Here is a 23,026-nt window from a genome sequence, read left to right on the forward strand (position 1 = left end):
TGCCGTCAAAGGAATCCGTCACCGACACCACAAGAGTGCCGCTATGACGGGGTCATGCATGATTCATGCACTGGCTTTTAGCACACTGTTGAGTTCTCAAGAAACGGACGCGACCACCATCACCCGAGACCCCTCAAGGAGTCCTGAGATCCAGGGCGATTACTTCCGTTCGGCCGACTCTACGACGATCGCCGCATCGCAGACCTGGAGGGCCATGCGATCTCGGCCGATGCTCTTGTTAGAGTGACCGCCCCTCTCGGGGCAACCACTCCATACTAAACCCTCGCCCGCTTCGTGTCAAACCTTTCGGCCTGACCGCGACACGAACGACCCGGACTCGACGCGGACGCCTCGTCTGGATGGCTGTCGGAGTGGCTTGCCCGCCGGGTCCGGCCGCCTGTCGGCGTCCCGCACTCCCCGGGGCGAAGAAAACATTAGGCAACGCCGACCCGACCGTCAAATCACGCCGAGATGGCCGAAACCCTAGGTCAGACGGGCACTTACGGCGATCGCCACCCTCGACGCCATACGATTGTTACCTTCGTCACAACAACTCTTGGCCATGAAACAGCCGCCCCGGTCCGGGACCGGGGCGGCTGCCAGTGCGGTAGGTCAGTGCGGTAGGTCAGGCGACCTCGACGCCGCCGACCGTCTTCTTGCCCCTGCGCAGCACGAGGAATCGGCCGTGCAGCAGGTCGTCCGCCGAGGGCACGTACTCCTCGTCGGTGATCTTCGTGTTGTTCAGGTACGCGCCGCCCTCCTTGACGGCCCGGCGCGCCGCGGACTTCGACTCCACCAGGCCGCTCTGCGCGAGCAGCTCGACGTACGGCGCGCCCAAGGTGGGCACGACCGCCTTGGGCACCTCGGCGAGAGCGGACTCCAGTGTGCGGGCGTCGAGTTCGGCCAGTGAGCCCTGCCCGAACAGCGCGCGCGAAGCGGCGATCACGCGGGCCAGCTCATCGGAACCGTGCACCAGGGTGGTCAGATCCTCAGCCAGGGCGCGCTGTGCCTCGCGGGCCGCCGGCCGCTCGGCCACGGCCTTCTCGAGCTCCTCGATCTCCTCCCGTGTCCGGAAGGTGAAGACCTTCAGGAACCGCACAACGTCGCGGTCGTCGGCGTTCAGCCAGAACTGGTAGAACGCGTACGGCGAGGTCAGCGCGGGATCGAGCCAGATCGCCCCGCCTGCCGTCTTGCCGAACTTCGTCCCGTCGGCCTTGGTGATCAGCTTGCCGGTGAGCGCGTGGACGTGGCCGCCCTCGACCCGGCGGATCAGATCGACACCCGCGGTGATGTTGCCCCACTGGTCGCTGCCGCCGAGCTGCAACGCGCATCCGTGCCGCCGGTACAGCTCCAGGTAGTCGTTGGCCTGCAGGATCTGGTAACTGAACTCGGTGTAGCTGAGTCCCTCACCGGCCAGCCGGGCGGACACCGACTCCCTCGCCAGCATGCGGTTGACGGGGAAGTGCTTGCCGACGTCCCGGAGGAAGTCGATCGCCGACAGATTCGCGGTCCAGTCGAGGTTGCTGACCAGCGTGGCCGCTGTCGGTCCCTCATCGAACGACAGGAACTTCTCGACCTGCACTCGGATTCGTGACACCCATTCGGCGACGATGTCGCTGGAGTTCAGCGCCCGCTCGGTGCTGCGGCCGCTCGGGTCTCCGATCAAACCGGTGGCGCCTCCGACCAGGCCGATGGGCCGGTGGCCCGCCCGCTGGAAGCGGGTCAGGATCAGCAGCGTGGCCAGGTTGCCCACGTGCAGCGAGGGCGCGGTCGGGTCGAAGCCCGCATAAACGGTGATCGGACCGTCGGCCAGCGCCTTGCGCAGCGCGTCGATGTCGGTCGTCTGCGCGATCACGTCGCGCCACTCGAGCTCGTCGAGGATGTCAGCCATCTCCGACGTCGGCACGAGGTTGCCTGAAGTTGCGGTCACGGTCGTGGCTTTCGCTTATCGAATGGTGGATGTACGGGCTTCCGTACAAGCCTGCCTGATCACGAAACCTTATCGCCACTTCATACCTGCGCGTCAGCTCGTGGCGCGGCCTCGGCGCCGGGGAACATGCGCACGGTACGGCGAGACAGTGGGGTCGCCGTCGATCCAGAACCTCCAGGGCGTCTCGGCGCCCGCCGACACGCCAGTGCGGGGACCTGTCCTGACCTGGCCGGACGGCACGGGCCGGCCCTCGTGCACCTGGATCGGGCCGCCGGAGCAGCAGTCCGTTCCGTTGTGCTCCCGGACCAGGCCGAGCGCCACCGTGAGCCGGGCCGGTCCACGCGCGAGGTCGCGGTCCGGAATGCGCCGCACCAACCCCTCCAGGTCCGGGCCGTCGGCGTGCGGCATGCGCCGGACGCGTGCGGTGTGCACGCCCGCGATCACCTCGCCGGCGCGTAACAGTACGGCCGAACCGGTGCCCGCGGGCATGCACACCAGATTGGCGCAGTAGTGCATGCCGTACGTGAAGTAGACGTAGAGGTGCCCCGGCGGCCCGAACATGACCGAGTTGCGCGGAGTGCGCCCCCGATAGGTGTGGGAGGCCGGGTCCTGCCCCGGCCCGCCGTACGCCTCGACCTCGCTCAGCCGCACCGCCACCGACCCGTGCACGACCACGCGGCCGAGCAGGTCGGGGGCGACCGCGTCAGAGGGGCGGTCGAAGAAGTCGCGGCCGAGCGGAGCGCCCGCGACGTCCTCGATCAGTTCTCGCTCGCCCATGCCGCCTGACCGTCGACGACCTCCCGGAGGTTCGCGATCTGGTCGCGGACCCGGTCGGGCGCGGTGCCGCCGAAGGCGCTGCGGGCGGCCAGCGCGCCGTGCACGTTCAGCACGTCACGGACGCTCGCACCGGTGGCGTCGACGGCGAAGTGCGGCGAGACCTTGGCCAGCTCGTCGTCGGTGAGCTCGCCGAGGTCCTTGTCGTTCACCTGGCACCACACCACCAGGTGGCCCACGGCCTCGTGTGCCTCACGGAACGGGACCCCGCGGCGGACCAGCAGTTCGGCGAGATCGGTGGCCAGGGCGAAGCCGTCGGGCGCGCTGGCCTCCAGCTTGGCCTTGTTCACGCGCATCGTGGAGACCATGCCCGACACGGCGGGGAGGACCAGGAGCAGGGTGTCGACCGCGTCGAACACCGGCTCCTTGTCCTCCTGCAGGTCGCGGTTGTAGGTGAGCGGCAGGCCCTTGAGGGTCGTCAGCAGCGACATCAGCGAACCGATCAGCCGGCCGCTCTTGCCCCTGGCCAGCTCGGCGACGTCGGGGTTCTTCTTCTGGGGCATGATCGACGAGCCGGTGGAGTAGGCGTCGTCCACCTCGATCCACCGGAACTCCTGCGAGGCCCACAGCACGATCTCCTCGCCGAGCCGGGAGATGTGCACGCCGATCAGCGCCGCGCAGAACAGGAACTCGGCAGCGAAATCGCGGTCGGCGACGGCGTCCATCGAGTTCGGCGCTGGGGCGTCGAACCCGAGTTCGGCGGCGACGGCGGCGGGGTCGAGCGGGAGGGAGGACCCGGCCAGCGCGCCCGAGCCGAGCGGCGAGACCGCCGCGCGCCTGTCCCAGTCCCGGAGGCGGTCCACGTCCCTGGTGAGCGCGTGGACGTGGGCCAGAAGCTGGTGGCCGAACGACACAGGCTGGGCGTGCTGCAGGTGCGTCATGCCGGGGGCGGCGACGTCGGCGTTCTCCTCGGCCTGGCTGATCAGCGCCGTCTCCAGCTCGACGAGCCGGGAGACGATCATGCGGACGTGGTCACGCAGGTAGAGGCGCAGGTCGGTGGCGATCTGGTCGTTGCGGCTGCGGCCGGCGCGGAGCTTGCCGCCCAGCGAGCCGAGCCGTTCGAGCAGGCCGCGCTCCAGCGCCGTGTGCACGTCCTCGTCGGCCACGGTGGGGCGGAACTCCCCCTTGCGGCACGCCCGGTCGAGGTCGTCGAGCGCGCCCAGCATGCGGTCGAGTTCCTCCTGCGTCAGCAGCCCGGCGCGGTGCAGCACGCGCGCGTGCGCGCGTGAGGCCAGCAGATCGTACGGCGCGAGCCGCCAGTCGAACTGCACGCTCACCGACAGGCGCGTGAGGGCGTCCGCGGGTCCCCCCTCGAACCTGCCACCCCAGAGCCGCATCGGCTTGTTGTCCGCCACCGTCTTCTCCCTCCGATATTCAAGTCCCTGCAGAAAAGATGACCCCGCGCCGTTCCCGCCCGGGGCCGTCGTACGTTGATCCTTGCGCCTTCCGGTTTTCTCGGATGAACCTTCGGCGCCGATCCTTCACGCGGATCCTGCTGCGGGACTAATCCGCGACCTTAGCCGACATACGCCCCGGTCCCTGCACCGGAACCGGGGCGTGCACCGAATGAATCAGGCCTGGCGGGCGTCCCGCGCGGCCGCGATCTCGTTGTGGTCCGTCGAGTGCGGGGGTCTCCTGCCGACGTCGACCGGCAGGCCCTTCCCCGACGGCCTCCGCACCGGTCCTCCCGGCGAGGTAGGGGATGGCCACCGACGTACCGAGTCCGCCCGCAAGTGAACCCCGTCCGTCATGGTTCCTGATTCTCACTGCCGTGGTCGCGGACCTCCGCGGTGAGCTTGTGCCTGGTCACGTCGGGCGGACGGCGGGTGGCCAGGTTGAGCAGGGTCTCCGCCAGCGCCTGCCCCCCGGTCGGGTCACGACTGATGACGAGGATCGTGTCGTCACCGGCCACCGTGCCGAGGATGGACTCCCAGCCCGCGTGGTCGATGGCCGAGGCGAGGAACTGTGCCGCTCCCGGCGGCGTGCGCAGTATCACGAGGTTGGCCGACGCCTCGGCCGACACCAGGAGCTCCTCCGCGATCCTCCGAAGCCGCGCGTCCGGGTTCTCCGGAAAGCCGTTCGCGGGACCGGTGCGGTAGAGCGGTATCCGTCCTCCACCCTCACCGGGCAGCGCGTAGACCAGCGTGCCGTCGTCGGCCCGCAGCTTCAGCGCGCCCAGCTCGTCGAGATCGCGGGAGAGCGTGGCCTGGGTGACCTCGACTCCCTGCTCCGCCAGGAGCTTGGCCAGCTCGGGCTGCGAGCGGACCTTGTGCCTGGTCAGCAGCTCCACGATCCGCGCGTGCCGGGCCGCCTTCGTCAGCGGGATGGTCACGACCCCTCCGCACCCCGCGTCGCCAGCCAGTGCAGCAGCGCCTTCTGGGCGTGCAACCGGTTCTCCGCCTGGTCCCACACCACGCTCTGCGGCCCGTCGATGACGTCCGCGGCGATCTCCAAGCCCCGGTAGGCCGGGAGGCAGTGAAGCACGATCGCGTCCGGGTCAGCCAGGCCGAGCAGGGCCGTGCTCACCTGGTAGGAGGCGAAGGCCGCGACTCGCTCGTCCTTGCCGTCCTGGCCCATGGACACCCACGTGTCGGTCGCGACGACATGCGCTCCGGCCACCGCGGCCTCCGGATCGCTCACCGCCGTGACCGAACCGCCCGTAGCCGCCGCGATCTCGGCAGCCCGCTCCATGACCAGGGCGTCGGGCAGGTAGCCCACAGGCGCCCCGATCCGGACGTGCATGCCGGCCGTGGCGCCGCCGAGCAGGTAGGAGTGGGCCATGTTGTTGGCGCCGTCGCCGAGGTAGGCGAGCGTGAGGCCCCGCGGCGAGCCCTTGTGCTCCCGGATCGTCTGCAGGTCGGCGAGGATCTGGCAGGGGTGGAACTCGTCGGTCAGCGCGTTCACCACCGGCACCGACGAGTGGGCCGCCATCGCCTCGATGCGCTCCTGGCCCGCCGTTCGCCACACGATCGCCGCGACCTGCCGGGACAGCACCCGCGCGGTGTCCTCGATCGGCTCTCCGCGTCCCATCTGCGAGGTGCCGAGGTCCATGAGCAGAGGCTGGCCGCCCAGCTCCGCGACGCCGACGGTGAAGGAGACCCGGGTGCGGGTGGATGGCTTGTCGAACAGCACGGCGACCGTGCGAGGGCCCTCGAAGGGCCGGTAGCCGAACCGGTCCTTCTTCATGGCCTCGGCGAGGTCGAGCACCTGCGCCTGCTCCTGCGGCGACAGGTCGTCGTCCCGCAGGAAGTGTCTTACTCGCGCCGGGTCCGCGCCCTGCCTCACTCGCGCCGGGTCCGCGCCCTGCCTCACTCGCGCCGGGTCCGCGCCCTGCCTCACTCGCGCCGGGTCCGCGCCCTGCCTCACTCGCGCCGGGTCCGCGCCCTGGCTCGCGCCGGCGGCGGGGTTCACAAGGTCGTTCTCAGGCATCTGCGGCCTCCAGGATGCCGGGCAGCGCGTCGAGGAAGGTCTGCACGTCGGACTCGGTGATGACAAGCGGCGGCGCGAGCCTTACTGCGTCGGGCTGAAGGGCGTTGACGAGGAATCCGGCCTCCTGCGCCACCGCCTGCACCTGCCCCGACCTCGGCGCGGTGAGCACGGCGGCCAGCCACAGCCCGCGCCCCCTGACCCCCTTGAGCAAGGGATGCCGCACGGCGGCGATGCCCTCGGACAGCTGCGCTCCCACCTTCACGACATTACCGAGCAGTCCGTCGCGCTCGATCGTGTTCAGCACGGCGAGCGCCGCCGCGCACGAGACCGGGTTGCCGCCGAAGGTCGAGCCGTGGTCACCCTTGGCGAAGACCTCGCCGGCCTCGCCGAAGCCGATGCAGGCTCCGATCGGCAGGCCTCCGCCGAGGCCCTTGGCCAGCGTCAGGACGTCGGGGACGACCCCCTCGGCCTGGTGGGCGAACCAGTGCCCGGTGCGACCGATGGCCGACTGGATCTCGTCGGCCACGAGGAGTGCCCCCGCCGAGGAGCAGATCTCCCTGGCGGTGCGGAAGTAGCCGTCGGGCGGCGGGATGACACCCGCTTCACCCTGGGTGGGCTCCAGGAAGACCGCGGCGCAGTCCTCGGTCACGGCGTTCTTGAGCGCGTCCGCGTCGCCGAACGGGACGAACCTGACGTCGAGCGGGAACGGCCCGAACTGGTCGCGGATCGAGGGCTTGCCCGTGAGTGACAGCGCGCCGAGCGTGCGACCGTGGAAGCCGTTCTCCGTCGCCACCATGTAGCCGCGGCCGCGCGTCCTGCCGTACTTGATGGCGATCTTTACTGCCGCCTCGTTGGCCTCGGTGCCGGAGTTGGAGAGGAAGACCCGCGCCGGCTCTCCGAGCAGGGCGAGCAGCTTCTCGGCGAGCAGCACCTCGGGCTCGTGCAGGAACAGGTTCGAGGTGTGCGCGAGAGTGGCCACCTGCCGGGACACCGCCTCGACCAGGGCCGGGTGGTTGTGACCGAGCGAGGTCACCGCGATGCCGCCGATGAGGTCGAGGTAGCGGCGCCCCTCCACGTCCCAGACGGCGCAGCCCTCGCCGCGAGCGATGGCGACCGGCGGCACCCCGTAGTTGCGCATGAACGCCGCTTCGAAGCGTCCGCGCAGTTCGTCGTTGGTGGTCACCTGGCAACCTCCCCGTTCACGGCGCCCTCCGCCGTCGCTCCGGTCTCGCCTCGCACCGCCGGGACGGCGTCGTCAGGCTCGACCATCGTCCCGATGCCCTCGTCGGTGAATACCTCCAGCAGCAGCGCGTGGGGCACCCGCCCGTCGAGCACGTGGGCCTGTGGGACGCCCCCGCGCACGGCGGCCAGGCATGCCTCCATCTTCGGCACCATGCCACTGGACAGCGAGGGCAGCAATGTGGCGAGTTCGGACGCCCCGATGCGGCTGACGACCTCCTCACTGTTGGGCCAGTCGGCGTACAGCCCCTCGACGTCGGTGAGGACGATGAGCTTCGACGCCTGGAGCGCCACGGCGAGGGCGGCCGCGGCGGTGTCGGCGTTGACGTTGTAGATCCCGCCGTCCTCGCCACGGGCCACGGATGACACCACCGGGATGCGGCCGTCGTCCAGCAGGGCCCGCACGGCTCCGGCCTCGACCCGGACGATCTCCCCGACCTGGCCGATGTCGACCTTGACGCCGTCCACGACGACGTGCTTGCGCTCGGCGGTGAACAGATGGGCGTCCTCGCCGGACATGCCGACCGCGAACGGCCCGTGCCCGTTGATCAGCCCGACCACGTCGCGGTTGACCTGGCCGACCAGGACCATCCGGACGACCTGCATCGCCTCGGGTGTGGTCACCCGCAGCCCGGACACGAAGTGGCTGTCGATCCCGAGCAGGTCGAGGTGCGACTGGATCTGCGGGCCGCCGCCGTGCACGATCACCGGCCGCAGGCCGGCGTAACGCAGGAACACCACGTCGGCCGCGAACTTGGCCCGCAGGTGCTCCTCCGTCATCGCGTTGCCGCCGTACTTGATGACGACGGTCGCGCCGTGGAAGCGCGCCAGCCAGGGCAGCGCCTCGATCAGGGTGTGCGCCTTGTCCAGGGCGCCGTTCCGCCTGACGCTCATGACGAGTACGCCGAGTTCTCGTGCACGTATGCCGCCGTGAGGTCCGTGGTGTGCACGGTCGCGGTGTGCGGGCCGGCGGACAGGTCGATGGTGATGGTCACGTCGCGGGGCCGCAGGTCGACCTTGGCGCGGTCGTCTCCCGCCGCGCCGCCGCGGCAGATCCAGATGCCGTTGACCGCCACGTTGACCCGCTCGGCGTCGAACACGGCGTCGGTGGTGCCGACCGCGCTGACCACCCGGCCCCAGTTGGGGTCCTCGCCGTGGATCGCGCACTTGAGCAGGTTCGACCGGGCGACCGCACGGCCCACCGCCACCGCGTCCTCCTCCGACGCCGCGCCGACGACCTCGATCGCGATCGCCTTCGAGGCGCCCTCGGCGTCGACCAGAAGCTGCCGGGCCAGGTCCGCGCAGACGGCGGTGACGACCTTCTCGAACTCGGCGAGGTCGGGGCGCACGCCCGACGCGCCGCTCGCGAGCAGCAGCACGGTGTCGTTGGTCGACATGCAGCCGTCGGTGTCGAGCCGGTCGAACGTCACGGAGGTCGCCCTGCGCAGCGCCGTGTCGAGTTCCTCGGACGTGAGGTCGGCATCGGTGGTCAGCACGCACAGCATCGTGGCGAGCGCGGGCGCGAGCATCCCGGCGCCCTTGGCCATGCCGCCCACCATGTAGCCGTTCTCACCGCGGCGGAAGGAGATCTTGCTGACGGTGTCGGTGGTCCGGATCGCGTCGGCCGCCGCCAGGCCTCCGTCACGGCTGAGCTGGGCGGCCGCGGTCCCCACGCCGCCGAGCAGCGCGTCCATCGGCAGCCGCTCGCCGATCAGGCCGGTGGAGCAGACCGCGATCTCGGCCGCGGAGTCGTCCAAGGCCTCCGCCACCTTCTCGGCGGTGGCGTGGGTGTCCTGGAAGCCCAGCGGGCCGGTGCAGGCGTTGGCGCCGCCGGAGTTGAGGACGACGGCCCTGACCCGGCCGCCGCTGAGGACCTGAGCCGACCACAGGACGGGCGCGGCCTTGAAACGGTTGCGGGTGAAGACGCCGGCCGCGGCACGCGAGGGGCCGTCGTTGACGACCAGGGCCAGGTCGCGGGCACCGCCGCTCTTGATCCCGGCGGCGACTCCCGCGGCGCGGAAGCCCAGCGGTGCGGTGACGCTCATGCCGCCCCCTCGCCTGACGGCTCGGGTTCGCATTCGCGAATCGCGCTGTGCTTAACGATTCGCTCGCTTCGCTCGCTCATGCGCGCTCCTCCAAGGGGACGATCTTGCTCACGGGGCGACTCCATTGGTGGGAAGGCCGACTTCTTCCGGAAGGCCGAGAGCGAGGTTGGCGCTCTGGATCGCGCCGCCCGCGGTTCCCTTGGTGAGGTTGTCGATGGCGACGACGGCGACGATCCGCCCGGTCCGCTCGTCGAGGGTGACCTGCAGGACCGCCGTGTTGGCCCCGACCGTCATCGCGGTCGCCGGCCAGACCCCCTCGGGCAGCAGGTGGAGGAACGGCTCGTCCTTCACCGCCGTCTCGTACGCCTCCCGGACCGCGGCGGAGGTGACGCCGGATGCGGCCGGAGCCGTGCAGGTGGCGAGGATGCCGCGGCTCATCGGCGCGAGGGTCGCCGTGAACGACACCCGGACCGGCCGTCCGGCGACCGCCGACAGGTTCTGCTCCATCTCCGGGGTGTGCCGGTGCACCCCGCCCACGCCGTACGCGCTGACCGAGCCCATGACCTCGCTGCCGAGCAGGTTGGCCTTGGGCGCCCGGCCGGCTCCGGAGGTGCCGCTCGCCGCGACGACCACGACGTCGGGCTCCGCCAGCCCGGCCGCGAAGGCGGGGAACAACGCCAGCGTCGCGGCCGTCGGGTAGCAGCCGGGGACGGCGATGCGCCGGGCGCCGCGCAGGATCTCGCGCTGACCGGGCAACTCGGGCAGGCCGTAGGGCCACGTGCCGGCGTGGACGCCGCCGTAGAATGCTGTCCACTCTTGCGCGCTGGTCAGCCGGAAGTCGGCGCCGCAGTCGACGACGAGCGTGCCGTCGCCGAGTTCGGCGGCGACCGCGGCCGACTGACCGTGCGGGAGGGCGAGGAAGACGACGTCGTGACCGGCGAGCACGTCGGGGGTGGTCTGCTCGATCACCCGGTCGGCCAGCGACGGCAGGTGGGGTTGGTGGGCGCCGAGCCTGGTGCCCGCGCTGGACGCGGCGGTCAGCGCGCCGATCTCGACGGCGGGGTGTCCGAGCAGCAGACGGAGTAGCTCTCCTCCCGCGTAGCCGCTGGCTCCGGCGATCGCCGCCCTCATCCGCGCCCCCCGATTCTTCGCGACCCCTGCATGATCATGCAGCGGACCTCATGTTCTTGCTGGTGTAGAGAGTATGCATCGCAAAGCATGAGCATGCAAGCAGCGTTCCGAGGGATGGACATCTAGCCGACGTACCTACCGGTCGGTATCGTGAAACCTCCGGTTAACGAACGCATCCGGGAGTGCGCCAGCATGACGATCACGAACGAACAGGTCCAGGCCCAGCTCACGGCGCCCGGGCAGCTCTTCGAGATGGAAGAGGTCGAGGTCGGCGGTCACAAGATCCGGGCGTGGAAGCACGCTCCCGCGACCTTCCGGGCCCTCCTGGAGATCACCCGGTTCCACGGGGACAAGGTGTTCATCGCCTACGAGGACGAGCGCATCACCTACGAGGAGCACTTCCGGCTGGCCGCGACGCTCGCCAACCGCCTGGTGGACGACTACGGCGTGCGCAAGGGCGACCGCGTCGCCGTGGCGATGCGCAACTACCCCGAGTGGATCGTCTCCTTCTCCGCCGTGCTCGCCGCCGGAGCGGTGGCCGTGCCGCTCAACGCCTGGTGGACCGAGCAGGAGCTGGAGTACGGCCTGAGCGACTCGGGCGCCAAGGTGGTGATCGCCGACGGCGAGCGCGCCGCCCGGATGGCCGGCAGCGGCCTGCCGGTGATCGTCACCCGCGGCGAGGGGGCCAACTGGGCCGAGGTCCTCGGCGAGGTCCGGCCCGAGGTGACGCTGCCGCAGGTCGAGCTGGGCCCCGACGACCCCGCCACGATCTTCTACACCTCGGGCACCACGGGCAGGTCCAAGGGCGCCCTCGGCAGCCACCGCAACCTCGGTCAGGCGCCGATGACCGTCGCGTACGCGATGATGCGCACGGTGGCGATGGCCGGCAGGGACGTGGCCGCGGCGGCGGAAAAGCGCAGGATCACCCTGCTGACCGTGCCCCTCTTCCACGTCACCGGATGCTTCGCCGTACTGATGACCACGATGTTCAGCGGCGGCGGGCTCGTGCTGATGTACAAGTGGGACCCCAAGCGGGCCCTGGAGCTCATCGAGCGCGAGAAGGTGACCGTGATGAGCGGCGTGCCGACCAACGCCTGGCAGCTGCTGTCACACCCCGACCTGGACAAGCATGACATCTCCTCGCTCGGCTCCATCTCGTACGGCGGCGCCCCGGCCCCGCCGAAGCTGCTGGAACGGATCACCGAGTCGCTCCCCAACCGCACACCCGCCAACGGCTACGGCATGACCGAGACGACGGCGCTCGCGATCTACAACAGCGGCGGGGACTACCTGGCCAAGCCCGACAGCATCGGGCTGCCGCTCGCCGTCGTGGACGTGAAGATCTGCGACCCGCTCGGCGCGGAGCTGCCGACCGGCGAGGTCGGCGAGCTGTGCATGCGCGGGCCGATCGTGATCATGGGCTACTGGAACCGCCCGGAGGCCACGGCGGAGACGTTCGTGGACGGCTGGCTGCACACGGGCGACCTGGCCCGAATCGACGAGGACGGCTACGTCTACATCGTCGACCGCGCCAAGGACATGGTCATCAGGGGCGGCGAGAACGTCTACTGCGCCGAGGTCGAGGCCGCCCTGTTCGAGCACCCCGCGGTGGACGACGCGGCCGTGATCGGCATCCCGGACGACGAGCTGGGCGAGCAGGTCGGCGCGGTCGTACGGCTCAAGCAGGGCGCCGGTGCCACCGGTGAGGAGCTCCAGGAGTTCCTGCGCGGCCGCATCGCGGCGTTCAAGGTGCCGGTGCGGTTCTGGTTCAGGGAGGCCGAGCTGCCGCGCAACCCCGGTGGCAAGGTCCTCAAGACCCACCTGCGCAAGGAGACCCTGGGCCTCTGAGGGCCTGTATCGAATCCGATACCGCCCCGTCACCGCCAGGGCGGCCGGCCTCGATGGAGCGCTGCGGGGGTTTCAGCCTTCGTGGATCCGGCCGGCCTCGACGACGACGCGGCGTGTCGTGTGGACGGCCTTCAGCATGCGCCGGTCGTGGGTGACGAGCAGCAGGGTCCCCGTGTACGAGGCGAGCGCGGACTCCAGCTGTTCGATCGCCGGAAGGTCGAGATGGTTGGTGGGCTCGTCCAGGACGAGGAGGTTGACCCCACGGGCCTGAAGGAGAGCGAGGGCCGCCCTCGTCCGCTCGCCCGGCGACAGCGTGGCCGCCGGGCGGAGCACGTGGTCGGCGCGCAGGCCGAACTTGGCCAGCACTGTGCGGACGTCGGCGGGCGGCAGGTCGACGAGCGCGCCGAACGCGTCGAGCAGCGGCTCGTCGCCTTCGAAGAGCGCGCGGGCCTGGTCGACCTCGCCGACGACCACGCCGGGGCCGAGCGCCGCCGTCCCCTCGTCGAGGGGTATGCGGCCGAGCAGCACGCCGAGCAGGGTGCTCTTGCCCGAGCCGTTCGCGCCGGTGATCGCGACCCGGTCCGCCCAGTCGATCTGCAGGTCGACGGGCCCGAGCGTGAAGGCGCCACGTCGCGCGACCGCGCCGCGCAGCGTTGCGACCACGGCTCCGGAGCGAGGGGCGGCGGCGATCTCCATCCGCAGCTCCCACTCCTTACGCGGCTCCTCGACGACCTCCAGCCGCTCGATCAGTCTCTCGGTCTGCCGGGCCTTGGCCGCCTGCTTCTCCGTCGCCTCGGTGCGGAACTTCCGCCCGATCTTGTCGCCATCGGTGGCCTTGCGGCGCGCGTTCTTGACGCCCTTCTCCATCCAGGCGCGCTGGGCCCGGGCGCGGGTCTCCAAAGACGCCTTGGTCTCGGCGTACTCCTCGTACTGCTCGCGCGCGTGCCTGCGGGCGACCTCGCGCTCCTCCAGGTAGGCGTCGTAACCGCCGCCGTACGCGCGGACCTGCCGCTGGGCCAGGTCGAGCTCGACCACCCTGTTCACCGTACGAGCGAGGAACTCGCGGTCGTGACTGACGACCACGGTCCCGGCGCGCAGTCCCGTGACGAAGCGTTCGAGCCGGTCCAGGCCGTCGAGGTCGAGGTCGTTGGTGGGCTCGTCCAGCAGGAACACGTCGTAACGGCTGAGCAGCAGCGAGGCCAGCCCCACCCGGGCCGCCTGGCCTCCGGACAGGGATGCCATCTCCTGCTCCAAGCCGACCGTGAGCCCGAGGTCGGCGGCCACCTCCGCGGCCCGCTCCTCCAAGTCGGCGCCGCCGAGCGCGAGCCAGCGCTCGAGGGCTTCGGCGTACGCGTCCCCGGGATCGCCGCTCACGAGCGCCTCGGTGGCCGCGTCGAGGGCCCGCTGCGCGGCGGCGACCCCGGTCCGGCGGGCGAGAAAGGCGGCGACGGTCTCCCCGGGCCGCCGTTCGGGCTCCTGCGGCAGATGCCCGACGTTGGCGCTGGGCGGGCTGAGCCGTACGCTGCCATGCTCGGGGGCGTCGAGGCGGGCCAGCAGGCGCAGCAGCGTCGACTTGCCCGCGCCGTTCACCCCCACCAGCCCCACGACGTCCCCGGGCGCGACGACCAGATCGAGATCCGCGAACAGGACACGGTCGCCGTGCCCGGCGGCGAGTTCCTTCGCGACAAGAGTGGCGCTCATCAGGACACAGACCCTACTGGGTCCCGAGCCGACCCCGTCGAACGGTCTCACGGGCGGAGCGCCGCCACGCGGGGTGGAGCTCAGGGGCGCGGTGCCGGCTTGCCGACGGTCGCCCGGGCCGCTCGTCGGCTGACAACCGAGGAGATCTGCCCGTACGGAGCGGCGTTTACCTCCCGCGTAATCGCCTCTCCTCGGGGCTCCGTGACACCGTTCACACGTCGTCACGGAAGACATCCCCGAAGGAGTGGACAATGACCGACTACACCGCCCTGGCCGAGCGTTACATCGCCGCCTGGAACGAGCGCGACGCCGAGACCAGGGCGAAGGCGGTGGCGGAGCTGTGGACCGAGGACGGCGGCTACACCGACCCGCTGGCCGCCGTCACCGGGCACGACGGGATCGCCGCGGTGATCGCCGGGGCGCAGGAGATGTTTCCCGGGTTCGTGTTCACCCTGGGCGGGCCCGTGGACGGCCACCACGACACGGCGCGCTTCACCTGGCACCTCGGCCCGGAGGGCGCGGCCGAGCCCGTCGTGATCGGCTTCGACGTCGTGGCGCTCGCCGAGGACGGCCGGATCCGGAACGTGTACGGCTTCCTCGACAAGGTCCCCGCCTGACCGTGCTCATGAGGCTACGGAGTCGTCCGGGACTTCCACTCCCGGACGACTCCCGGAAGGCCGGCCACGTCGCCGCGTTCCTCGCGCTGCCGGTGGCGGCTGAGGGCCCACAGGTGCGCCGCCCCTGAGGGGCGTCACAGAGTCGCCGGGCGTGGTGCTCGTCGGCATGAAAAGTTCATCGGCGTTCCAGCATCACAGGCTGTCCTTATCGATTCGTGGAGCCGAAACTTTTCAGCCAATCTTTGACATGTTTCAGAGCCGTTCTCACAATGTTCCTCCGGCGAACCCCGGGGCCGGGCGGCGCTCCCCTACCGGTGACTCGCGCCGCCCGGCCCTTCCCCCGATCAGAGGAGCAGACATGGCCGACAGCACCGCGCCCACCGCAAGACGCACAGGCTTACGCAGAACACTCGCCACGGCGCTCGCGGGCGTCCTGACCGCGGCACTCGCGGCCGTGACCCTCTCCGCCACGGCCGCGCAGGCGGCCGACTGCAGCGCCGGGTACGTCGGCCTGACCTACGACGACGGCCCCAATCCCAGCAACACGACGAACCTGCTGAACACGTTGAAGGCCAACGGCCTGCGGGCGACGTTCTTCAACATCGGGCAGAACGCCCAGAACAACCCGTCCCTGGTCAGAGCCCAGGTCGACGCGGGCAATTGGGTCGGCAACCACAGCTACACCCACCCCCACCTGACCCAGATGAGCAGCTCGCAGATCCAGTCGGAACTGCAGCGGACCCAGCAGGCCATCCAGCAGGCCACCGGCTCCGCGCCCAAACTGTTCCGGCCCCCCTACGGGGAGACCAACTCCACGCTCAAGTCGATCGAGCAGCAGCTCGGCCTCAGGGAGATCATCTGGGACGTCGACTCCCAGGACTGGAACGGCGCCAGCACCGCGCAGATCGTACAGGCCGCCGGCCAGCTCCAGAACGGCCAGATCATCCTCATGCACGACCAGTACGCCACCACCGTCGCCGCCATCCCCCAGATCGCGGCCAACCTCCGCAGCCGCAACCTCTGCGCGGGCATGATCTCCCCGTCCACCGGACGGGCCGTGGCTCCCGACGGCGGCGGCCCCGTCTCCCCGTCCCCGTCGAACCCGCAGTCCCCCAGCCCCACTCCCACGCTCACGCCTCCGCCGGGACCGGGCGGGTGCACCGCGACGATGCAGACCGTGAACTCCTGGACCGGCGGGTTCCAGTCCAACGTGACGGTGCGCGCGGGCAGTTCGGCGATCAGAGGCTGGACGGTGACCTGGAGCTGGCCCGGTTCCCAGTCCATCAGCCAGCTGTGGGGAGGCCTCCAGTCCGGCTCCGGCTCCTCCGTCAGCGTGCGCAACGAGTCCTGGAACGGCGGCCTGGGCGCAAGCGCCTCCACCACCTTCGGCTTCGTCGCCAACGGCACCGCCGCCACGCCGACGCTGACCTGCAGCGCGTCCTGACGGACACCACGAGGGCCCCCTGATCCCGGGGAGACCGGACGGCCGTACGGCGTGAGGGGACGACCTCCTCGCCGTACGGCCGTCGCGTTCCCGGGCGAGGGGAAAAGCAGTTGCCGTCGGACGGGCGGATCGTTGAGATGACTCGTCGTGGCCGAAAGCGCTGATCGCTCCCTGAAATCCCTCGCCCGGCGGCTGAGACTGGATCTCAGCCCGCTGCGCGAGTTCCGCGACTTCCGCCTCCTGCTCGGCTCGGGGCTGATCACCACGCTCGGCACGGTCATCACGACCGTGGCCGTGCCCTACCAGATGAAGCAGCTCACCGAGTCCTACGTCGCGGTGGGGCTGGTGGGCATGGCCGAGTTCGTACCGATGGTGGTGTGCGGACTGTGGGGCGGCGCGATCGCCGACGCGCGCGACCGGCGCACGATCGTGATAGTCAGCGAGCTGGGGCTGTGCCTCTCCTCGGTGCTCCTGCTCGCCAACGCGCTGCTGCCCCGGCCACAGGTGTGGGTGCTGTACGCCGCCGGGGCGCTGGCCGCCGGGCTCGGCAGCGTACGCTCGCCCAGTGAGCAGGCGCTGCTCAACCGGGTGGTGCCGCTGGACCGGATGCCCGCGGCGTTCGCCCTGCAGGGCCTGGTCCGCAACGCCGCCATGATCGTGGGACCGGCCGCGGGCGGTCTCATCGTGGCCACGCTCGGTCCGGCCGCCTCCTACGGCGTCGACGTCGCCACGTTCCTGCTGTCCCTCGCACTGCTGGTCAGGGTCGGGGCCGTCCCCCGCGCCGAGGAGCCCACCCCCGCGTCGCTGCGCTCCCTGCTGGAAGGCGTGCGGTACGCGCTGCGGCGGCCGGACCTGATGGGCACCTATCTCGTGGACATCGCCGCGATGGCCTTCGCCAGTTCCACCGCGCTGTTCCCCTTCCTGGCCGAGAACCTCGGGGCGTCCAAGGCCGTCGGAGTGCTGTACGCGGCCGGCGGCGTGGGCGCGGTGATCGCCTCACTCACCTCGGGCTGGACGGCCCACGTCCATCGGCACGGGCTCGCCGTCATCGTCTCGGCCACCCTGTGGGGCGTCGCCGTGGCGCTCGCCGCCGTGATGCCGGACATCTGGCTGGTCTTCCTGTTCCTCGCCGTCGCCGGCGGCGCCGACATGGTGAGCGGTCTGTTCCGCGGCACCATCTGGAACCAGACGATTCCGGACTCCTATCGGGGGCGGCTGGCCGGCATCGAACTGCTGTCCTACTCGACCGGGCCGATGCTGGGCGACGCACGGGCCGGGTTCATGGCCCAGTTGGGCGGCGCCCGCTTCTCCCTGGGGGCGGGCGGCCTGCTCTGCGTGGCCGCGGTCGGTGTGATGGCGGCGGCGTTGCCCCGGTTCCGGAAGTACGACGCGAGGACCGACGAGCACGCACTCGCCCTCCGTCCGCCGGAGTCCGCGACGGCGTGAAATGTTCATCGGCGTTTCGGCTGGGCAACACACACTTGATCGGTTCACCGATATGAAACATTTCTAGGGAGTCTTTGACCTGTTTCAACGACGCTTCCCAGAATGATGCCCCGGCGAATCCCGGGGCCGGGCGGCGCCTTACCCGCATGGCGATGCACCGCCTGTCCCTCGACGCCCGATCCGGGTCCCCGACTGGAGGAGCAGACATGGCCGACAGCACCGCGCCCACCGCAAGACGCACAGGCTTACGCAGAACACTCGCCACGGCGCTCGCGGGCGTCCTGACCGCGGCACTCGCGGCCGTGACCCTCTCCGCCACGGCCGCGCAGGCGGCCGACTGCAGCGCCGGGTACGTCGGCCTGACCTACGACGACGGCCCCAATCCCAGCAACACGACGAACCTGCTGAACACGTTGAAGGCCAACGGCCTGCGGGCGACGTTCTTCAACATCGGGCAGAACGCCCAGAACAACCCGTCCCTGGTCAGAGCCCAGGTCGACGCGGGCAATTGGGTCGGCAACCACAGCTACACCCACCCCCACCTGACCCAGATGAGCAGCTCGCAGATCCAGTCGGAACTGCAGCGGACCCAGCAGGCCATCCAGCAGGCCACCGGCTCCGCGCCCAAACTGTTCCGGCCCCCCTACGGGGAGACCAACTCCACGCTCAAGTCGATCGAGCAGCAGCTCGGCCTCAGGGAGATCATCTGGGACGTCGACTCCCAGGACTGGAACGGCGCCAGCACCGCGCAGATCGTACAGGCCGCCGGCCAGCTCCAGAACGGCCAGATCATCCTCATGCACGACCAGTACGCCACCACCGTCGCCGCCATCCCCCAGATCGCGGCCAACCTCCGCAGCCGCAACCTCTGCGCGGGCATGATCTCCCCGTCCACCGGACGCGCGGTCGCCCCCGACGGCAGCGGCGGCCCGACCGGTCAGCCGACCGTCACGCCCACGAACCCCGGCGGCGGTAGCTGCACCGCGACGCTGTCCGCGGGGCAGCAGTGGAGCGACCGGTACAACCTCAACGTCTCGGTCAGCGGCTCCAGCAACTGGACCGTGACGATGACCGTCCCCTCCCCTGCCAAGGTCATCGCTACCTGGAACATCAGCGCCGGCTATCCCAGCGCCCAGGTGCTGACCGCGAAGCCCAACGGCAGCGGGAACAACTGGGGCGTGACCATCCAGCACAACGGCAACTGGACCTGGCCGTCCGTCTCCTGCCGGGTCGGCTGACCTCCGCACAGGGGTGCGGCGCTCTTCCGGGGGAGCGCCGCGCCCCCTGTCGTTTGCTCGTCGCACTTCGAGCACAGGAGTGTTCCGGCACCCCGCCAGCGGGGAAACACATCGCGAGGCGCTCATGCGTTGCTACGGTGAGCGCATGACGGCAGAGGCATGGAGCGAAGCGCCATTGAGTGACACGCACGGTCTCCCGAGCTGGGTCTTCCCTCCGGCGGAAGGCTTCACGGCAGCCGACCTCGATCACATGCCGCAACTTCCTGCGCACACAGAGTTGATCGATGGAAGCTTGGTCTTCGTAAGCCCCCAAGCCTCCTTCCACACACGAGCCGTCGACCTCCTCACCGCGGGATTGCGGCGTCACCTGCCTCGGCAGTTGCGCGTACGCCGCGAGATGAGCGTGATTCTCGGCCTGCGCCAGCGGCCCGAGCCCGACGTTTGTGTCATCCAGGCGGAGGCGGATCGCGGGCCGGACCAGACGGCGTACGAAGCGAGTGACGTGCTCTTGGTCGTCAAGGTGGTCTCGCCGGACTCGGAGGAGCGGGACCGCAAGCGCAAGCCGCAACTCTACGCGGAGGCGGGGATCGCCCACTTCTGGCGTATCGAGAACCAGTCCGACCGGCCCACGGTCTACGCCTACGAACTCGACCCGGCAACCTCGTCGTACGCCCTGACCGGGATCTACCACGACCGGCTCAAGCTGTCGGTGCCCTTCGAGATCGACATCGACCTCACCGAGATCGACGCGCTCTGAGCTTCGCCTCCACGAGCCGGCGGCAGAGCGGACGCGGGGCTGCCGCCACCGGCGAGGAATCACCCATTGATCCTCTGGTTACCCGCGCGTATCGTCCAGAGTTGAGCACCACTCACATTCACGCGCGTGAACAGCACGAACCTCGGTCCCTTCACCCCCCGACACCGCGAAGGGAAGTTCCCCCATGCACGCGCGCCTTCGACGGGCGATCACCGCTGCCGCCGCACTGGCCTTCGTCGCCGTCGGCCTGCCGGCGGCGCCGGCCGCCGCGGCCCCCTATTACCCACCCGACGACTACTGCCTGGGCCAGTGCGCGGACATCCTGCCACCCGGCCAGAACGGCAACGCCACACTCGTGGACATCCTGGGCAACCAGACCCTCGGCACGTACCCGGCCCACAGCAAGGACCAGCTCGGCAAGTACGCCGACCTGATCTCGGGTTACACCGGCCTGACCGACGAGCAGATCTCCGCGTTCTTCAACGACAGCGCGTTCGGCGTGCCGGCCAACCAGATCGACAGCACGGTCAGCCCGCGCTCTGACGTCACCATCGTCCGCGACAAGGCGACCGGCGTCCCGCACGTCACCGGCACCACCCGCGAGGGCACCATGTTCGGCGCCGGATACGCCGGGGCACAGGACCGCCTGTGGTTGATGGATCTCATGCGTCACGTCGGCAGGGGCGAGCTGACGCCGTTCGCCGGCGGCGCCGCCGGCAACAGGGATCTGGAGCAGAGCGTCTGGCGCAACTCCCCCTACACCGAGGCCGACCTCCAGGCGCAGATCGACCGGTTGAAGACGGCCGGGACGCGAGGCGCCCAGCTCTACGCGGACGTGCAGAACTACATCGCCGGGATCAACGCGTACATCGACCACTGCATGGCCAACCGCGACTGCCCGGGTGAGTACGTGCTCACCGGCCACCTCGACGCCATCACGAACAAGGGCGGCCCGGAGGACTTCCGGATGACCGACCTGATCGCGATCTCCGGCGTGATCGGCGGTCTGTTCGGCGGTGGCGGCGGCGCCGAGATGCAGTCCGCCCTCGTACGCGTGGCCGCGCGGGCGAAGTACGGCGCCACCGAGGGCGACCGGGTCTGGGCGGCCTTCCGCTCGCAGAACGACCCGGAGACCGTGCTGACCCTCCACGCCGGGCAGAGCTTCCCCTTCGGGGCGGCCCCGGCCGGCGCGACCGGAGTGGTGCTGCCCGACGCGGGCACGACCGCGCCGGTCGACATCACGGCCAACGAGACCGGCACCGCGACGTCCGCGACCACGCAGGTCAAAAGCGCGCTGACCGGGCTCACGGTGGACAACTCCAAGCCGGAGATGTCCAACGCCATCGTGGTCTCGGCCGCCAAGGCGACCGGAGGCCACCCGATCGCCGTGTTCGGACCGCAGACCGGCTACTTCGCGCCGCAACTGCTCATGCTGGAGGAGCTGTCCGGGCCCGGCATCCGGGCACGAGGCGCGGCCTTCGCCGGGCTCAACCTCTACGTGCTGCTCGGGCGCGGCACCGACTACGCCTGGAGCGCCACCTCCGCCGCCGAGGACATCACCGACACCTACGCCGTGACGCTGTGCGACCCGAACGGCGGCACCCCCACGGTCTCGGCGGATCACTACCTCTACCACGGCACCTGCACGGCGATGGAGACGCTGAAGAAGACCAACTCCTGGAAGCCCAACACCGCCGACTCCACCGCCGCCGGGTCGTACGACCTGGTCATCAAGCGCACCAAGTACGGCCTGGTCACCTGGCGGGGCACGGTCGGCGGCGTGCCGACGGCGTTCACCACGCTCCGCTCGACCTACCAGCACGAGGCGGACTCCGCGATCGGCTTCCAGATGTTCAACGACCCGGCCGAGATGGGCTCGGCGGCGGCCTTCCGCAACTCGGCCTCCACCATCGGCTTCGCGTTCAACTGGTTCTACGTGAACTCCTCCGACGCGGCGTACTTCATGTCCGGCAACGTCCCCGTGCGGTCGGGGGTGTCCGATCCGAACCTGCCCATGACGGGCGACGCCGCGCACGAGTGGAGCGGCTTCGACCCGGCGGCCAACACGGCGTCCTACGTCCCGGCCTCGGCCCACCCGCAGGCGGTCAACCAGGACTACTTCGTGAGCTGGAACAACAAGCAGGCCAAGGACTTCGGCGCGGCCGACGGCAACTTCAGCTTCGGCGCGGTCCACCGGGCCGACCTGCTCGACGCCCCGATCAAGGCGGCCCTGTCGTCGGGCACCCTCGACCGCGCCGGGGTCGTGAAGATCATGGCATCGGCCGCGACGACCGACCTGCGCGGGTGGAAGGTGCTGCCGAAGCTGCTGCGCGTGATCAACAGCGCGCCGGTCTCCGATGCCGCCCTGGCCTCGGCCGTCTCCAAGCTGTCCGCCTGGGCCGCCGCGGGCGCCAAGCGGGAGGAGACCGCCAAGGGCAGCAAGACCTACACGCACGCCGACGCCATCCGGATCTTCGACGCGTGGTGGCCGAAGCTGGTGCGGGCGCAGTTCCGGCCCGGGCTGGGCGACGGCCTCTATCAGGCGCTGGTCAACGCGCTGCAGATCAACGAGTCGCCGTCCGGGCACCAGCAGGGCGACGTCTCCTCACTGCCCGGCTCGGCCAACGAGGCCCAGGCCCACAAGGGCTCGTCGTTCCAGTACGGCTGGTGGGGCTACGTGGACAAGGACATCCGGGCCGTGCTGGGCGACGCGGTGGCCGCTCCCCTGCCGGCGAACTACTGCGGGGCGACCGTGGCGGCCTGCCGTACGGTCCTGCTGGACAGCCTGTCGGCGGCGCTGGCCGAACCGGCGGCGACGACCTACCCGGGTGACGACTCCTGCTCGGCGGGCGACCAGTGGTGCGCGGACGCCGTCCGGCAGTCGCCGCTCGGCGGCGTCAAGCACGCGCTGATCTCCTGGCAGAACCGGCCGACCTACCAGCAGGTCGTCTCGTTCCCCGCGCACCGCGGAGACGACGTGGCCGACCTCGCCCTGGACCGTACGGCGAGCGCGTCCAGCACCCAGGGCTCCAACAGCGCGGCGAAGGCCGTCGACGGGGACCCGGCCAGCCGGTGGGCCAGCGGGTGGAGCGACAACCAGTACGTCCAGGTCGATCTCGGCTCGGCGAAGACCGTGGGGCGGGTGATCCTGCGCTGGGAGGCGGCCTACGGCTCGTCGTACCGCATCCAGACCTCGCCGGACGGCGCCACGTGGACCACCGTCGCGCAGACGACCACGGGCGACGGCGGCGTGGACAACGTCGCGTTCGCGCCGGTCAGCGCGCGGTACGTGCGGATGCAGGGCGTCAAGCGCGCCACCGGCTACGGCTACTCGCTGTACTCCTTGGAGGTGTACGGCAAGTAGGAC

17 protein-coding genes are annotated in these 23,026 nt (G+C 70.4%); 7 read left to right on the forward strand and 10 right to left on the reverse strand.

Annotated features, from left to right (window positions below; all coding sequences use genetic code 11):
- Positions 1-625: 625 nt before the first annotated feature.
- From tyrS to argC, 9 genes are all read right to left on the reverse strand, one after another.
- Positions 626-1,891 carry a tyrosine--tRNA ligase gene (tyrS, locus tag IL992_RS32270; protein ID WP_193207227.1) on the reverse strand — a complete coding sequence of 422 codons (1,266 nt, stop codon included), beginning with the start codon at positions 1,889-1,891 and terminating at the stop codon, positions 626-628.
- Between the two features lie 132 nt (positions 1,892-2,023).
- Positions 2,024-2,707 carry a DNA-3-methyladenine glycosylase gene (locus IL992_RS32275; RefSeq protein ID WP_193207113.1) on the reverse strand — a complete coding sequence of 228 codons (684 nt, stop codon included), beginning with the start codon at positions 2,705-2,707 and terminating at the stop codon, positions 2,024-2,026.
- Entirely contained in the window at positions 2,689-4,101 is a 1,413-nt protein-coding gene (gene argH / locus IL992_RS32280; protein ID WP_193207228.1) for an argininosuccinate lyase, read from the reverse strand. Before argH ends, IL992_RS32275 begins: the two co-directional genes overlap by 19 nt.
- Positions 4,102-4,511: 410 nt before the next feature.
- The gene (locus IL992_RS32285) at positions 4,512-5,096 is read right to left on the reverse strand and encodes an arginine repressor (RefSeq protein ID WP_193207114.1); all 585 of its coding nucleotides are present in this window, start codon (positions 5,094-5,096) and stop codon (positions 4,512-4,514) included.
- Positions 5,093-6,049 carry an ornithine carbamoyltransferase gene (argF, locus tag IL992_RS32290; RefSeq protein ID WP_319018965.1) on the reverse strand — a complete coding sequence of 319 codons (957 nt, stop codon included), beginning with the start codon at positions 6,047-6,049 and terminating at the stop codon, positions 5,093-5,095. Before argF ends, IL992_RS32285 begins: the two co-directional genes overlap by 4 nt.
- Before the next feature lie 136 nt (positions 6,050-6,185).
- The gene (locus tag IL992_RS32295) at positions 6,186-7,331 is read right to left on the reverse strand and encodes an acetylornithine transaminase (protein ID WP_264295141.1); all 1,146 of its coding nucleotides are present in this window, start codon (positions 7,329-7,331) and stop codon (positions 6,186-6,188) included.
- A 41-nt stretch (positions 7,332-7,372) separates the two neighbouring features.
- Positions 7,373-8,326 carry an acetylglutamate kinase gene (gene argB / locus IL992_RS32300; RefSeq protein WP_193207117.1) on the reverse strand — a complete coding sequence of 318 codons (954 nt, stop codon included), beginning with the start codon at positions 8,324-8,326 and terminating at the stop codon, positions 7,373-7,375.
- Positions 8,323-9,477 (reverse strand): bifunctional glutamate N-acetyltransferase/amino-acid acetyltransferase ArgJ, encoded by a 1,155-nt coding sequence (gene argJ / locus IL992_RS32305; protein WP_193207118.1) that lies wholly within the window; start codon positions 9,475-9,477, stop codon positions 8,323-8,325. Before argJ ends, argB begins: the two co-directional genes overlap by 4 nt.
- Before the next feature lie 108 nt (positions 9,478-9,585).
- Positions 9,586-10,608 (reverse strand): N-acetyl-gamma-glutamyl-phosphate reductase, encoded by a 1,023-nt coding sequence (gene argC, locus IL992_RS32310; RefSeq protein WP_193207119.1) that lies wholly within the window; start codon positions 10,606-10,608, stop codon positions 9,586-9,588.
- Positions 10,609-10,800: 192 nt separating this feature from the next.
- Here argC and IL992_RS32315 point away from each other — a divergent pair, with 192 nt between their 5' ends.
- Positions 10,801-12,456 carry a class I adenylate-forming enzyme family protein gene (locus IL992_RS32315; protein ID WP_193207120.1) on the forward strand — a complete coding sequence of 552 codons (1,656 nt, stop codon included), beginning with the start codon at positions 10,801-10,803 and terminating at the stop codon, positions 12,454-12,456.
- 72 nt (positions 12,457-12,528) lie between these two features.
- On the opposite strand, the gene IL992_RS32320 is transcribed toward IL992_RS32315, so the two are convergent.
- Positions 12,529-14,157 carry an ABC-F family ATP-binding cassette domain-containing protein gene (locus IL992_RS32320; protein ID WP_193207121.1) on the reverse strand — a complete coding sequence of 543 codons (1,629 nt, stop codon included), beginning with the start codon at positions 14,155-14,157 and terminating at the stop codon, positions 12,529-12,531.
- Between the two features lie 251 nt (positions 14,158-14,408).
- Between IL992_RS32320 and IL992_RS32325 the strand changes: the two genes are divergently transcribed.
- The 6 genes from IL992_RS32325 (at position 14,409) to IL992_RS32350 (ending at position 23,023) form a co-directional block, all read left to right on the forward strand.
- Entirely contained in the window at positions 14,409-14,774 is a 366-nt protein-coding gene (locus IL992_RS32325; RefSeq protein WP_193207122.1) for a nuclear transport factor 2 family protein, read from the forward strand.
- Between the two features lie 358 nt (positions 14,775-15,132).
- Positions 15,133-16,218 (forward strand): polysaccharide deacetylase family protein, encoded by a 1,086-nt coding sequence (locus IL992_RS32330; protein ID WP_193207123.1) that lies wholly within the window; start codon positions 15,133-15,135, stop codon positions 16,216-16,218.
- Between the two features lie 147 nt (positions 16,219-16,365).
- The gene (locus tag IL992_RS32335; protein WP_319018966.1) at positions 16,366-17,664 is read left to right on the forward strand and encodes an MFS transporter; all 1,299 of its coding nucleotides are present in this window, start codon (positions 16,366-16,368) and stop codon (positions 17,662-17,664) included.
- A 206-nt stretch (positions 17,665-17,870) separates the two neighbouring features.
- Positions 17,871-18,902, forward strand: coding sequence for a polysaccharide deacetylase family protein (locus IL992_RS32340; protein WP_193207124.1), 1,032 nt, complete (start codon positions 17,871-17,873; stop codon positions 18,900-18,902).
- 250 nt (positions 18,903-19,152) lie between these two features.
- Positions 19,153-19,659, forward strand: coding sequence for a Uma2 family endonuclease (locus IL992_RS32345; protein ID WP_319018976.1), 507 nt, complete (start codon positions 19,153-19,155; stop codon positions 19,657-19,659).
- A gap of 184 nt (positions 19,660-19,843) precedes the next feature.
- Positions 19,844-23,023, forward strand: coding sequence for a penicillin acylase family protein (locus IL992_RS32350; protein ID WP_193207126.1), 3,180 nt, complete (start codon positions 19,844-19,846; stop codon positions 23,021-23,023).
- Positions 23,024-23,026 lie beyond the last annotated feature (3 nt).

The sequence above is a fragment of the Microbispora sitophila genome, assembly GCF_014892245.1.
GTDB classification, from domain to species: Bacteria; Actinomycetota; Actinomycetes; order Streptosporangiales; family Streptosporangiaceae; genus Microbispora; species Microbispora siamensis.

Bases quoted from the DNA above. Each gene is read 5' to 3' on its own strand.
- IL992_RS32315 (WP_193207120.1), top strand. From the start codon at position 10,801: ATGACGATCACGAACGAACAGGTCCAGGCCCAGCTCACGGCGCCCGGG.
- argJ (WP_193207118.1), bottom strand. From the start codon at position 9,477: ATGAGCGTCACCGCACCGCTGGGCTTCCGCGCCGCGGGAGTCGCCGCC.
- IL992_RS32325 (WP_193207122.1), top strand. From the start codon at position 14,409: ATGACCGACTACACCGCCCTGGCCGAGCGTTACATCGCCGCCTGGAAC.
- argC (WP_193207119.1), bottom strand. From the start codon at position 10,608: ATGAGGGCGGCGATCGCCGGAGCCAGCGGCTACGCGGGAGGAGAGCTA.
- IL992_RS32275 (WP_193207113.1), bottom strand. From the start codon at position 2,707: ATGGGCGAGCGAGAACTGATCGAGGACGTCGCGGGCGCTCCGCTCGGC.
- tyrS (WP_193207227.1), bottom strand. From the start codon at position 1,891: ATGGCTGACATCCTCGACGAGCTCGAGTGGCGCGACGTGATCGCGCAG.
- argH (WP_193207228.1), bottom strand. From the start codon at position 4,101: ATGCGGCTCTGGGGTGGCAGGTTCGAGGGGGGACCCGCGGACGCCCTC.
- IL992_RS32320 (WP_193207121.1), bottom strand. From the start codon at position 14,157: ATGAGCGCCACTCTTGTCGCGAAGGAACTCGCCGCCGGGCACGGCGAC.
- IL992_RS32340 (WP_193207124.1), top strand. From the start codon at position 17,871: ATGGCCGACAGCACCGCGCCCACCGCAAGACGCACAGGCTTACGCAGA.
- IL992_RS32295 (WP_264295141.1), bottom strand. From the start codon at position 7,331: ATGCGCAACTACGGGGTGCCGCCGGTCGCCATCGCTCGCGGCGAGGGC.
- argB (WP_193207117.1), bottom strand. From the start codon at position 8,326: ATGAGCGTCAGGCGGAACGGCGCCCTGGACAAGGCGCACACCCTGATC.
- IL992_RS32345 (WP_319018976.1), top strand. From the start codon at position 19,153: ATGCCGCAACTTCCTGCGCACACAGAGTTGATCGATGGAAGCTTGGTC.
- IL992_RS32350 (WP_193207126.1), top strand. From the start codon at position 19,844: ATGCACGCGCGCCTTCGACGGGCGATCACCGCTGCCGCCGCACTGGCC.
- IL992_RS32330 (WP_193207123.1), top strand. From the start codon at position 15,133: ATGGCCGACAGCACCGCGCCCACCGCAAGACGCACAGGCTTACGCAGA.